Here is a 12,794-nt window from a genome sequence, read left to right on the forward strand (position 1 = left end):
ACTCGGCCGCTGGTGTCAGCGGTTCATCAGAGCGAAGACGCCCCAGCCGAGGTACTCGCGTTGGTAGCGGGCGTGGCGTGCCGGAGCGGTGGTGAGTTCCGCGCGCATCTGCTCGGCCAGCTCGTCGTCGGGATGCGCGTCCAGCCAGCGGCGGATGTTGAGCCACTGAGCCGCGACGTAGCGGTCCCAGCTGTCCTGGTCGGCCAGGACCATCTCCACCACGTCACAATCCAGCTCCCCGAACTGTTCCAGCAGTTCCGGGAGGGCGAGGAAGTCGTCCTCGCTGGTGGCGTGACAGCCTTCGACGGTGGCCTGGTCCGGGGGTTGCCCGCGCCAGTACGGTTCGCCGATCAGCATCGTGCCGCCGGGGCGCAGGCTGCGTCGGAGCAGGTCCACAGTGCCGGCGACACCGCCTCCGATCCAAGTCGCACCGACACACGACCCGATGTCGACCGGGTCGTCGGCAACGTGGTTCGACGCGTCACCGTGGATGAAAGTGACCTGGTCGGCGACGTCCAGTTCAAGCGCTCGTGCCTGGGCCTCGGCCAGGAACACGGTGCTGATGTCGACGCCGGTTCCGGTGATGCCGTGATCGCGGGCCCAGGTGCACAGCAGCTCGCCCGAGCCGCAGGCCAGGTCGAGCATCCGAGTGCCGGGTGACGGGTTCAGCGCCTCGCCCAGGGTTGCCAGTTTCTGGCTGGTGAGCGGGTTGTGGATGCGGTGGCCGCTCTCGCGGATGGTGAAGCTACGGGGTAGATCCACTTCGAGGAATCCTCACGTCCAAAGGGTAGTTCACTGCGGTCAGCGCGGTGTCGGCCGTGAACGGCCGGGCTACCCGGACAGTCATCAAATGCACCTCTTCGGACGGAAGGTCATGCGGATCAGCGGAAGGCTAGGTGGCTCGCACGTGCCGGTCCACCGGTTATCGCGCCGACCCCGACGCGCTCTCGTAGCCGCAGAGCCGTTGCATCGAGCCGTTGGATCAGCTGTCGGCGTTACTCCGTTTGCGCCTGATGGGGCGTTGGTCGATGGCCGTCGGCGTGCGTCTTCACCTGTTGGTTCTGGTGCGGCGCAATGGATCGCCGCATCCCTTGCGTGACGTCTCTACGGTACGGGGGAAGCCTGGGCGCGAACCGAACGGTGACCGTCAGGCCGCCTTGGGAGCGTGCGGTGGTGGTGAGGGTGGCGTGGTGAGCTTGGGTCACAGCGTTGACGATGGCGAGGCCGAGACCGTGACCGGCGTGGTTGTTGCGGCCGGGCGAGAGTCGCTGGAAGGGCTGGAAAAGTCGCTGGAGCTGGTCTTCCGGGACAACAGGTCCGCTGTTGGTGACCGTCAGGACGACGTGCGCGCCGGAGGTCTGCGTGGTGACGTGGATGTGCCCGTCCGGATGGTTGTGGCGGATGGCGTTGTCGATGAGGTTGGCGACAAGGCTTTCGATCAGTCTCGGGTCCCCCGCTGTCACCGCAGGTGTGAGGTGCTCGGCGAGGTTGATGCCTTTCTGCGTGGCTGGGTCGCGACGGGAGACGAGTACCCCGGTGACGACCTGGGCGAGGTCGAGGGTGTCCCAGCGGGTGACGCCACGCTCGCTGGTGGCCAGGGCGAGCAGTGCTTGGACGAGCCGTTCCTGGTGTTCTCCCAGGGTGAGGGCTTCCTCGCAGGCTGAGCGGAGAGTGCCGGTGTCGGCGTCGGGATCGGCGAGGGTGACTTCGAGAAGGGTCCGCAGTCCGGCCAGGGGGGTGCGTAATTCGTGGGAGGCGTTGGCGACGAAGTGTCGTTGAGCGTTGAAGGAGGCTTCGAGGCGGGCGAAGAGATCGTCGAGGATGTGACCCAGCTCGGTCAGCTCGTCCACGGGCTCGCCGAGGTCGAGGCGCTGGTCGAGGTTGCCCGCGGAGATGGCCTTGGCGGTGGCGGTGATGGCCCGCAGGGGCCTGAGGAAACGCCCTGCGACGAACCAGCCGCCGCCGACAGCGATGGGGATGAGGACCACGAGCGCTACCGCGGAGCCGACGAGGAGCTGGTGCGGGCCGATCCCGTCCCCGGTTCCGGTGATCGCGGCCGGGGCCGGGCTGTGGGCGGGAATGGTCGACTGGATGCCGGCGAGGGGGATGGTGACGATGGCGAGGACCACGATCCCGGCGAGGAAGATGCCGGTGGCGTAGAAGACCGTGAGCCTGGCTTGCAAGGACCGCCCGGGCAACGGCCTGGGGCCCGTCATGGTGAGCCGATCCGATAGCCGCCTTCGCGGACGGTCTCGATCACGGACGGGTCGCCGAGCTTCGCGCGCAGCCGGTGCACGGTGTGCTTGACCGCGGACGTGAAGGGGTCGGCTGCTTCGTCCCAGACTCGTTCGAGCAGTTCCTCGGCGGAGATGACCAGGCCGGGCGCGGCCAGAAGGCATTCGAGGAGGGCGAACTCCTTGGGACTGAGCTCCAGGCGCCGACCGGCGCGGAACACCAGGCGGCGGGCCGGGTCGAGGGTGATGTCCCCGCACACGAGAGTGGGCGGCAGTGGCGGCACGGCGCGGCGAGCGAGGGCACGGACGCGAGCGACCAACTCGGCGAAGGCGAACGGCTTCGGCAGGTAGTCGTCGGCGCCGAGGCCGAGCCCGTGCACGCGATCCTCGATCGTGTCCGAAGCAGTGAGCATCAGCACGCGGCTCGCACAGCGGTTGTCGGCGAGCTGCCGGCAGATCTCGTCCCCGTGGACACCGGGCAGGTCCCGGTCGAGGATCACCACGTCGTAGCGGGTGACGGCCAGGCGGTCGTAGGCGGCGGTTCCGTCCAGGGCTACGTCGACGGCCATGCCTTCGCGGCGCAGCCCGGTGCCGATGGAACGGGCCAACACCTCGAAATCCTCGACCACCAGGACTCTCATGTGCCCAACGATGCCAGAGGCGAGGTTCCAGCCAGGTCGCAGCGGCTGAGACCGGGCTGCGACCGGATGCTGCGTACAACCTGCGGCATGAGTCCATTTCGAACCACCTGGGCACGGCGATGAGCGCCGCCGGAATTGTCGTCGCGGGACTGCGCAAGCGATACGGGGCGACCCAGGCTCTCGACGGCATGTCCTTCACCGTCCGTCCGGGACTGGTGACCGGCTTCGTGGGGCCGAACGGGGCAGGGAAGTCCACCACGATGCGGGTGGTCCTCGGCCTGGCCGCGGTCGAGGAGGGCACCGCCCTGGTCGAAGGTGAGCCGTACCACCGTCTCCGGCATCCACTGCGCCACGTCGGCTCATTGCTGGACGCGGCGGCGCCGCACCCATCCCGCAGCGGGCGCAACCACCTGCTCTGGCTGGCTCATTCCCAGGGCCTGGCCGCGCACCGGGTGGACCAGGTGATCGAGCAGGTCGGCCTGACCCCGGCGGCCCGGCGCAAGGCCGGCGGCTACTCGCTGGGCATGCTGCAGCGGCTCGGGATCGCAGCGGCCCTGCTGGGTGACCCGCCGATCATCATGCTCGACGAGCCGTTCAACGGCATGGACCCGGAAGGCATCATCTGGATGCGTGGCTTCCTGCGGTCGCTGGCCGGCCAGGGTCGCGCCGTCCTGGTGTCCAGCCATCTCATGAGCGAACTGCAGGGCGCGGCTGATCATCTGGTCGTGGCCGGGCGCGGCAAGGCCATCGCCGACGCCAGCGTGGCCGACCTGATCGCGGCCGCGTCCAGGAACCGGGTGGCCCTGCGCACCACGACCCTGCCCGACGCGACGCGGCTGCTCGCGCATGCCGGCGCCACCGTGACGGCAACAGGCCAGGACACCGCCACCGTCGCCGGCCTGTCGCCAGACCGCGTCGTGAGGCTGCTCAACGAGAACAGGGTTCCGTTCTCCGAGATATCAGCGCACCGCGCCACGCTCGAGGACGCCTACCTGGAACTCACGCACGACGCGGCCGAGTTCCGCGCGGCGACGCCCGCGGAGGTGTCGCGATGACTCCCTTTCCCCAGTTGCTGCACGCGGAGTGGACCAAATTCCGCACCATCCGGGGCTGGGTCGCCGGCATGATCGCCACGGCGCTGATGGTGGTGCTGGTCGCTCTGCTCGCCGGAGTCAGCAGCGATCAGCACGGCGCACCGCCTGTTCCGATCGGCCCCGGCGGCGAGCCGGTCAACGACAGCTTCTACTTCGTGCACCAGCCGCTGACCGGAAACGGCAGCATCACGATCTCCGTGTCCTCGCTCACGAGCAGCATCGCCTCAGGTCCCGCGGACCTGCGGCCCGGCACCGTGCCGTGGGCCAAGGCAGGGCTCATCATCAAGGACGGCACCCGCCAGGGATCGCCCTACGCCGCGATCATGGTCACCGGCAGCCAGGGCGTGCGGATGCAGGACAACTACGTCAACGACACGCCCGGTCTCCCCGGCCCCGTCTCCGCCACATCTGTTCGCTGGCTGCGGCTGGACCGCTCCGGCGACGCGATCACCGGCTACAACTCCACCGACGGCACGCACTGGACAACAGTCGGCGCCGTTCGTCTGGAAGAGCTCGGATCAACCGTGCAAGCCGGGCTGTTCGTCGCCTCCCCGGATGCCGTGCAGGGACCAGGCACCGTCCCCACCGTGGCCACGGCCGTCTTCGCGGACCTCCGTGTCCAGGGTGGCCGGCTCGGTGACCACTGGACTGGTGACCAGGTCGGACCCGAATCCCCCAGCTTCGCCGGCTCCCCGCCGAACCCGTCGGGTTCGGTCACGGAGTCCGGCGGCAGCATCACCGTGACCGGAACCGGCGACATCGCGCCCGCCGTCCGCGCGTCGCTGGGAACCGCCGGCACCATCGCGGACATTCTCACCGGTACGTTCCCCGCGCTGATCGCGGTCATCGTCGTCGGGACGCTGTTCATCACCACGGAATACCGGGATCTGATCCACGTGACCCTGGCCGCCGGCCCGAGACGGAGCCGGGTGCTGGCGGCCAAGGCGACCGTCCTGGGCACCGTCACCTTCACCGCAGGGCTGGCCGGCGCCGCCATCGCGATTCCCTTGGGCGGACACCTCGCTCGGGTCAACGGCGTGTACCTGTTCCCGGCAACGTCCTCGACCCAGCTCCGGATCGTGCTCGGGACCGCCGCCCTGCTCGCGACCGCCTCAATCCTGGCGCTTGCCGCCGGCACCCTGTTCCGGCGCAGTGCCGGGGCGGTCACCGCCGTCACGACGGTCATCGTGCTGCCCTACCTCATGGTGGCCCAGATCCCGTTCATCCCCGCCGGCGTGACGGACTGGCTGACCCGGCTGACACCAGCCGCGGCCTTCGCCGTCCAGCAGACAGTCGTGCCGTATCACCAGGTAGCCAGCGTCTACACGCCGTACAACGGCTACTACCCGCTCGCACCGTGGGCCGGACTCGCCGTACTGGCCGGCTACGCGCTGGTGAGCCTGGCCGCGGCAGCCGTCGTGCTCCACAGGAGGGACGCATGAGACTGGCCCTGCGCTCGGAGTGGACGAAGATCCGCACCCTCACCGGCCCGCGGTGGCTGCTGCTCGCCGCCATCGCCGCGACCGTGGCACTGAGCGTCGCGGTCACCTCGGTCATGACCTGCGCCGCCGCCGGTTGCGGCCACGACACGACCAAGCTCAGCCTCACCGGCGTTCAGCTGGGGCAGGCGCTGGTCGTCATCCTTGCCGTACTGGTCATCAGCGGCGAGTACAGCACAGGCATGATCGGCATCAGCCTGACGGCAGTGCCGCGCCGGGCCATCGTCCTCACGGCCAAAGCCATCACCATCACCGGCGTCGTGGCCGGGGCCGGAACCATCGCGGTTCTCGGGTCGCTCCTGGCCGGGCGGCTCATCCTGCCCAGCCACGGCTTCACACCCGCCCACGGCTATCCGCCCCTGTCCCTGGCCGACGGGCCGACACTGCGCGCGACCGTCGGGTCGATCCTCTACCTGGCCCTGATCGCCCTGCTCAGCCTCGGTGTCGCCACCATCGTGCGCGATTCGGCAACCAGCATCGGGGTCATCCTCGGCCTGCTCTACCTCGTCCCCGTCCTCGCCCCGGTGATCGGCGATCCGCACTGGCAACGCCTGCTCCAGCAGATCGGACCGATGAGCGCCGGACTCACCATCCAAGCCACCACCGATCTCCACAACCTGCCCATCACTCCATGGGCAGGCCTCGGCGTCCTCACCGCCTGGGCCACCGCCGCACTTCTGGCCGGCACATTGCTGCTGCGCCTGCGTGACGCCTGATGCACGACCGCACTGTCGTGTCACGGTTTGCGAGAGCGTTGGTCAAGCGCACTCATGCCGACGAGCGGATGTTCGTACTCAGGCTCCGGCGGCCTTGCACTCGTGACGGGGTCCGGTCGCGATGTTCGGTGGCCGCGGGTGGGCGGTATCGGTTCTAGGCCTGTGTCTGTCCTGATCGGATGGTCGTGGAGAGGGCGTGCAGGTCGTCGAAGGCTCGCAGCAGATGTGTGTCCAAACTCTGCGCGGGGTTGTCGATCCAGGCTTGGACCGCGTGCTGGAAGGCGGCCCAGCCAGTCCGGGCAGCCAGGGCGGCCAGCCCGTCACCGACACCGCGCTGCCGCAGCGCCTCCGCTGCGGCGTCCGTGAGCCACGCATGCTTGGCCAGCTCGCGCTCGCGGAGCGCCGGGGTGACCGCGACGACTTTCCACCGTGGTTCGGAGAACGGGCGGTTGTTCTCCAGATTCCGCGCGGATTTCCGGAAGGCGTACAGCAGTGCCTCGAACGGCTCCAGCCCATCGGGCGCTTCGGCCACCGACTGCATCAGCGCGGCGCGCAGGTCGGCTTCGCCGTCGAAGAGCACCTCGCGCTTGTCCGGGAAGTGCCGGAAGAACGTGCGCTCGTTGACCCCGGCCCGCGCGGCGATCTCCGCCGCGGTGGTCTGGTCGAACCCCCGTTCCTGATACAGCTCCAAGGCCGCCTGCTGAAGGCGGCGACGTGCTTCTGCTCCGCTTCGTGGCACCAACCGAGCCTACCGCGTTGCGTCAGTGACTGACACCACGTTGCGCCAGTGACTGGCGCAACCCGTAGAGTCAGTCACTGACACTACTTATCGCCAGTCGCTGGCGCTACATGGGAGGGTCTTCATGCGTGTCTTCGTCACCGGTGGAACCGGCCAGACCGGCCCCACCGTCGTCGCCGAGCTCGTCGCGGCCGGTCACACCGTCACCGGTCTAGCCCGCTCGGACGCCGCCACCGCTCGACTGGAGTCGCTGGGCGCCACACCCCACCGCGGCAGCCTGGAAGACCTCGACAGCCTGCGCCGCGGCGCCGACGCCGCCGACGGCGTCCTGCACATGGCATACGGCGGCGACTACGCCGATCCGGACGACCTCATCCGCCGCGACCGCGCCGCGATCGAGGCGCTCGGGCAGGCACTGGCCGGATCCGGCAGGCCCTTCGTCAGCACCTCGGGCACGTTGGTGACGAAGGCCGGCCGGATCAGCACCGAGCAGGACGCGCCGGATCCCGATTCGGTCGCCGCCTTTCGCATCCCGGGCGAGCAGGCTTGTCTGGGCTTCGCCGATCTAGGGGTCCGAGCCAGCGTCGTGCGCCTCGCGCCGACCGTGCACGGCCTGGGCGACTACGGGTTCATTCCAGCGCTCATCGCGGCCGCGCGCAGGTCAGGCGTCTCGGCTTACATCGGTGACGGCGTCAATCGTTGGCCCGCCATCCACCGCGCCGACGCCGCACGCCTCTTCCGATTGGCATTGGAGAAAGCTCCCGCCGGCAGCGTGCTGCACGGCGTCGGCGAAAGCGCCGTCACGATCAAGAGCATCGCGGAGCAGGTCGCAGAGATGCTCGACATCCCCACCGCCTCGCTGACCCTCGAACGGGCCGCCGAACATCTCGGAAACCCTTTCCTGGCCAGGTTCTTCTCCCTCGACGTGCCCGTCTCCAGCGAGCACACCCAGGCGCTGCTGGGCTGGGCGCCGCAGCACGCGACGTTGCTGGAGGACCTCAAGACCGGCGACTACTTCACCCCGCAAGCCAGCATCCGCGCCGAGGAGATCTGGCTGCCCCGTCACGACCCGCACGAGCACAACCAGAACTGACCCGCAAAGCTCCGGCCTGTGAAGATCCACTGCCATCGAGTCGTGCAACGTCCTTTCATGCCGCTGATCGCGTTGCTCGGATGCGCTCATGCCAACGAGCGGTGGTTCTCAGTGATGCTCGCTCGTGCGGTCGTCGTCAGCGGAGACTCGTTTCCAGCAATCTCACCCAGTTCGGGCGGGTTGGTGGCACCGACACGCCACGGTCGGCCCCGGCTTGTCGAGCGCGCCACCGGGCGTTACGGTCCGTCACGACGTACGAAAGCCACTGCCCGGTAGGTAGTCCGGGTGACGCTCCGGTGTTCGTGCACGTGCCTGGTCATGGGCCACCTGTGCGTCCTTTGTCGATCACGCACAAGGGACGGATCATGCCTGAGCTGAAGGTTCTTGTCGTTGGCGCCGGTCTCGGCGGCCTCACCCTTGCCCAGTCGCTGCGGGGACACGGAATCGACGTCGCGGTCTTCGAACGCGACGCGGGCCCGTGGGACCGGCCGCAGGGCTACCGCCTGCACCTGGACGCCGACGCGATCAACGCCGCGCGAGAGGTGCTCCCAGCCCAGCTGTACGCCGTGTTCGAGGCGACGGCCCAGTACACCGAGCCGTTCACCACGATCCTGGGCACCGACCTGTCGGTCCTCAAACGCCTGCCGGCGCGGGATGACCACGGCCAGGTCTGGCCCGCACACGACGGCCCCGCCATCCACGCGAACGTCGACCGGGCGACGCTGCGCCAGATCCTGCTCGCCGGCCTGGAGGACGCGGTGCACTTCGGCAAAACGGTGCAGCGCTACGAGAACACCGCCTACGGGGTGACCGCGTACTTCACCGACGGCTCCACGGCGCACGGTGACGTCCTGGTCGGCGCGGACGGTGTCCGTTCGACCGTCCGCCGGCACAGGGCCCCGCGATGCGAGACCGTCGACGCGGGCATCACCGCGATCTACGGACGCCTGCCGATGGCCGTCGCCGAACCACTGGTACCGGTCGAGACCCTCACTGACATCTTCACGATCGCCTCGGACGAACGGAAGGTCTTCCTCGGGCTCGGTTCGGTGCGCTTCCCGACCTCTCCCGCCCAGGCCGCACAGCAGTTCGCCCTGGGGACGAGCATGTCCGATCAGGACGACTACGTGGTGAGCATCGTCGGCGGCCGCCACGAGTTCTTTCCGGCCACCGCCGCGGCGATGCGCGCGCTTCCGGCGGAGCAACTGCGCGGGATCGCCGCTGGGCTCCTGCAGGACTGGCCCGGCGGTGCCGCTGAGGTCGTCGGTAACGCGGACGCGGCCTCGTTCTTCCTCGTCGAGATGTACACCTGTGTGCCGGCCACGCTGGACGCGCCTGCCCGCGTCACCCTGCTCGGTGACGCGATCCACGCGATGACCCCCACTTTGGGGCGAGGGGCCAACGTCGCGATGCGGGATGGCGCCCTACTCGGTCGCGCGCTCAAGGACGTCGTTCATGGCCATCTGCCCTTGGCCGAGGCTTTGGCGGGCTACGAGCGTGAGATGACCGCCTACGGGTTCTCCGTCGTGCGGCAGGCAGCCCGGATCGGCCAGCAGCGCATGGCCCAGAACGCCCTGCCTGACTAACGGGTGCTGACGCCGTGCTGTCGGCAATTGGCGCCACAGCACCAACTGCCGACAGCCGCCAAACATCCGCACATGCCGCTGATCGGGTACGACGCCGGACATCCACTTCTGCCGATGAGCGCGTGCCTACCGGATCCGTCATTGATCCATGGCACTCGCGTGACCGACTCCGGACGCAGGGGCCACTGGGTGCCCGTGTGGGCATCCGTTTGTGTCTTCCGGCTTGCCCGCAAGGGAGTATCGCGGGCTATGACGGCGTGCGAGGCTGGTGTGATGGTCGACGAAGGTGAGTGCCGGTGTACGGCCGGCTGCACTCGCCCGCATTGACGGTCGGGTCTGACCGGAAGGGTCCGGCGGGCAAGCCAGCCCAGGCGGCAAGGGGCCCGGCCGCGTTGATCGGGCTGCAGCGGGCCGCGGGGAATGCGGCCGTGACTCGATTGCTCGTGCAGCGGACCTGCGGGCCGGGGTGCACCGATTGTTCGGCCTGCCAGGCGGACGATCAGGAGCAGGACGGCGCCGCACCACAGGTCCAGCGAAACGAGGAGGGGGATCCGGAGCTTGTCGCGCGGTTCGACCGCGAGATCGAATCAGTGCAGCAGGACGCTGCGCAGGATGGCGACCTGGGTCTGCGCGCCTATGCCAGTCGGGTCGACCTGCTGCTGCGAACTCGTCCGCACCCGCGATTCGAAACACAAGCTCAGGTCAACGAGTTCATCGCACGCATGCGGCAGCAGGCCAGAACAGAATTGGGCACCCTCTCCGAGTTCAGCCCGGCCGGCGCGGAGTTGGCGTTGGCAACGACCCCCAAAGGTTTCCCGCTCACCTGGTCCGGTCGCGTTCACGCGGCGCTGACTCTGGGCATCGATCCCGTCGCGGTCATGGGGGAACTGCGCCCGGCGTTCGAGGCGCTGAACACGCAGGCGAAAGGGCTGCCGCCGCGCCTGGTGGACAAGGGACTCCCGGTGCCCTTGGCGGAGCTGCCTGAGCTCAGCCGCGTCACGCTGCGCCTTGCCCATACGGACCTGCCGGCCGGGGACGCCGTTGGTGACTTCGCCCGCGCCACGGCCCGCTGGGCTCAGCTGCGGTTCTACGGGAACTTCGCGCTCACCTGGGAGAGGATCGCGAACCAGGTGGCCGAGGCGGTCGCGGACGGCACCCATGTCCCAAGGTTTCACGACTACCAGGACTTCATCCAGAACAAACAGCGAATTCTGCGTGAGCTGCCGGCCAGGGCCAGGGAGCGCATGGCGAAGTCGGACGCGGAGCTGCAGTCCATTCAGGCGGATTCGGTCGGGCTCGCCGACACCGCGCTCGTGGCCGGCATGGGCGGCGCGCTGATCGGCCTGCTCGGCATCCTCAGCGGCTGGTCCCAGGGATCGGAGCTGTTCGACGGCGCGCTGCGCGCCGCCGACGGTCAGATCGGCGCGGCGAGCGACGGCGATCGGATCGCGATGGCGTTCCGCTGGATGTCGGCCGCCGGCTACGTTAGTTCCGCGGCTGGGGAGGTACTCGACGGGTTGATCGCCAATGGCCCGGCAATCCTCGCCGAGCTCGGCGTCATCCTGATGCTGCAGCTGATCCCGTTCGTTGACGTGGCGGTCGACATCTACCTGATCGCCAAGCTCGGCGCGGACGTGCTGAGTCAGATCGCCGAGCTGGGTCTGGCGTTCCGGGATGCGGTCGCCGCCCGGTCCGCCGTCGCCATGCAGCACGCTGCCGGTCGGATGGCCAGGGTGCTCACCGGCGGCGGCATCCAGATCCTCACCACGCTCGTTACGGCCGGCGTGGCGCGCGGGGTCTCCGTGTTGCATGCCCGCAGCCAGCGCATCCGGGCCGCGAACCCGGCGCTGAGCGAGGAACAGGCGATGCGGCGGGCCATGCGCGAGGCACCGGCCGCCGAGCGGGCCGCGCTCGAGGCGACGCTGAGCCCGTGGGAACGGTCCCTCAACGAGGAGACCCAGGCGCTGCTCCGGGAAAGGCCGAACCTGCGCCGCTTCTACCGGGAGATGGATCCCAGGGTGCGCAACCTGCTCACCCGGTGCGCCAGCCCCTGTATCCCCGAAACCGCCACGGCGACCGAGGTAGCGCGGATCCACGGCGTGCTCGGACGGTTGCGCAACCTCAACTACACCGACGAGTTGTTGTTGAAGGAGCATTTCCACGCCGGCCGGGCCAACCTTGACGCGGCGATTGCTCAGGTGGAGGGTGCGGCGAGCGCCAACCACCTGCGCAAGCTGATTCGCGACGCCGCGGCCGGGCGGTCGGCGGCGCCGCGGGAACTGGTCACGCCGGCCGATCAGCCGGGGCACGGCCTGCCCGGCCGCTGGGGGGACCCGGCGTCACCGTCCTACGGGCACTCCCACAGCGAGCACGGCGCCCATCTCAACAGCAACGACTTCCGGGAACGGGCGATGAGCACCCGCAGGGGCGGCCGGCACGAGCCCGACAGCCAGTTCTATGACAACGCGCTGATCGTCGAGGCGGAACGACGGGCGCCGGCGATACCGGGCGAGCACGTCGTCCACATGGGCCGTCCCGTGGGCCGGGTCTTCCAACCCGACGGAAGCGTCATCAGCGATGTGCAGCGCGTGTTCGTGTGGCGCCGCGCCGACGGCACTCTCGCTACCAGTTACCCGATACAGTGACCCGGATGGTGCCCTTCTCGATCACCACCAGCTGGGAGCCGCGACGGCCGCCACGCCATTTCGACGAGGCCGGCGTCGCACTGTGGAGCGCGGAGATGCGGGCACTTTTCCGGTTCGTGGCCGAGTTCGATGGCCCACTGACCCTCCACTTCGGCGACCTCGCGATCGAGTTGGACCTCGACGACCTTCGTCATGTCTATGACGACGTCGACGAACTGGTGAGCACATTGGAGACCCAGGGCGGGGCAAGCGAACTGATCTTCGCCGCCCAGGGCACGAGCCTGCGACTCGCGCTGTCGCGCACCGGCGAGGCCGTGACGGTCAGCTTCCAGCCTGGCCACACGGCCCCCGCACAGTTCGCACCCCTGGCCGGGCGCACCGTCGAGGTCGACGCCAACCGGTTCATCAGCGCCTGGCTCGACCTCCGTGACCGGGTACGGTCCGCCTTGTCTGAACGGTGACGAACACAACGCCCACCCACAGACCACCATGTGCTCTGACCAGGCAACACCAACTACATCTCGCAACCTGGATCAGCCACCTGCTC

The 12,794-nt window shown here is 68.9% G+C and carries 11 protein-coding genes; 7 read left to right on the forward strand and 4 right to left on the reverse strand.

The window, feature by feature from the left end; genetic code table 11:
* Positions 1–15: 15 nt before the first annotated feature.
* The 3 genes from ABZ345_RS37740 to ABZ345_RS37750 form a co-directional block, all read right to left on the reverse strand.
* A complete protein-coding gene (locus tag ABZ345_RS37740; RefSeq protein ID WP_359859557.1) occupies positions 16–762 on the reverse strand; it encodes a methyltransferase domain-containing protein in 747 nt (248 codons plus the stop codon).
* A gap of 233 nt (positions 763–995) precedes the next feature.
* Entirely contained in the window at positions 996–2,129 is a 1,134-nt protein-coding gene (locus ABZ345_RS37745) for a HAMP domain-containing sensor histidine kinase (protein ID WP_359859559.1), read from the reverse strand.
* Between the two features lie 83 nt (positions 2,130–2,212).
* On the reverse strand, positions 2,213–2,875 hold the full coding sequence (locus ABZ345_RS37750; RefSeq protein WP_359859561.1) for a response regulator transcription factor: 663 nt from the start codon (positions 2,873–2,875) through the stop codon (positions 2,213–2,215).
* Between the two features lie 119 nt (positions 2,876–2,994).
* On the opposite strand from ABZ345_RS37750, the gene ABZ345_RS37755 reads away from it, so the two are divergent.
* From ABZ345_RS37755 to ABZ345_RS37765, 3 genes are read left to right on the forward strand one after another with little or no spacing between them, the layout of a single operon-like run.
* Complete coding sequence (locus tag ABZ345_RS37755; protein ID WP_359859563.1) at positions 2,995–3,930, forward strand: ATP-binding cassette domain-containing protein; 936 nt, start codon at positions 2,995–2,997, stop codon at positions 3,928–3,930.
* Positions 3,927–5,411 carry a hypothetical protein gene (locus tag ABZ345_RS37760; RefSeq protein WP_359859565.1) on the forward strand — a complete coding sequence of 495 codons (1,485 nt, stop codon included), beginning with the start codon at positions 3,927–3,929 and terminating at the stop codon, positions 5,409–5,411. Before ABZ345_RS37755 ends, ABZ345_RS37760 begins: the two co-directional genes overlap by 4 nt.
* Positions 5,408–6,184, forward strand: a complete 777-nt coding sequence (locus ABZ345_RS37765; protein WP_359859567.1) for an ABC transporter permease — start codon at positions 5,408–5,410, stop codon at positions 6,182–6,184. The genes ABZ345_RS37760 and ABZ345_RS37765 overlap by 4 nt, the downstream gene beginning before the upstream one ends.
* A gap of 154 nt (positions 6,185–6,338) precedes the next feature.
* On the opposite strand, the gene ABZ345_RS37770 is transcribed toward ABZ345_RS37765, so the two are convergent.
* Positions 6,339–6,875 carry a TetR family transcriptional regulator gene (locus tag ABZ345_RS37770; protein WP_359859569.1) on the reverse strand — a complete coding sequence of 179 codons (537 nt, stop codon included), beginning with the start codon at positions 6,873–6,875 and terminating at the stop codon, positions 6,339–6,341.
* 172 nt (positions 6,876–7,047) lie between these two features.
* Here ABZ345_RS37770 and ABZ345_RS37775 point away from each other — a divergent pair, with 172 nt between their 5' ends.
* From ABZ345_RS37775 to ABZ345_RS37790, 4 genes are all read left to right on the forward strand, one after another.
* Positions 7,048–8,016: an SDR family oxidoreductase gene (locus ABZ345_RS37775; protein WP_359859571.1), complete on the forward strand. Its 969-nt coding sequence runs from the start codon at positions 7,048–7,050 to the stop codon at positions 8,014–8,016.
* Positions 8,017–8,381: 365 nt separating this feature from the next.
* Positions 8,382–9,602 (forward strand): NAD(P)/FAD-dependent oxidoreductase, encoded by a 1,221-nt coding sequence (locus ABZ345_RS37780; protein WP_359859573.1) that lies wholly within the window; start codon positions 8,382–8,384, stop codon positions 9,600–9,602.
* 296 nt (positions 9,603–9,898) lie between these two features.
* Positions 9,899–12,247 carry a hypothetical protein gene (locus ABZ345_RS37785; protein WP_359859575.1) on the forward strand — a complete coding sequence of 783 codons (2,349 nt, stop codon included), beginning with the start codon at positions 9,899–9,901 and terminating at the stop codon, positions 12,245–12,247.
* A 5-nt stretch (positions 12,248–12,252) separates the two neighbouring features.
* Positions 12,253–12,708 carry a hypothetical protein gene (locus ABZ345_RS37790; RefSeq protein WP_359859577.1) on the forward strand — a complete coding sequence of 152 codons (456 nt, stop codon included), beginning with the start codon at positions 12,253–12,255 and terminating at the stop codon, positions 12,706–12,708.
* Positions 12,709–12,794: the final 86 nt, after the last annotated feature.

Origin of the sequence: Lentzea sp. NPDC005914 (assembly GCF_040629405.1) — a bacterium.
In the GTDB taxonomy this organism is placed as follows: Bacteria; Actinomycetota; Actinomycetes; order Mycobacteriales; family Pseudonocardiaceae; genus Lentzea.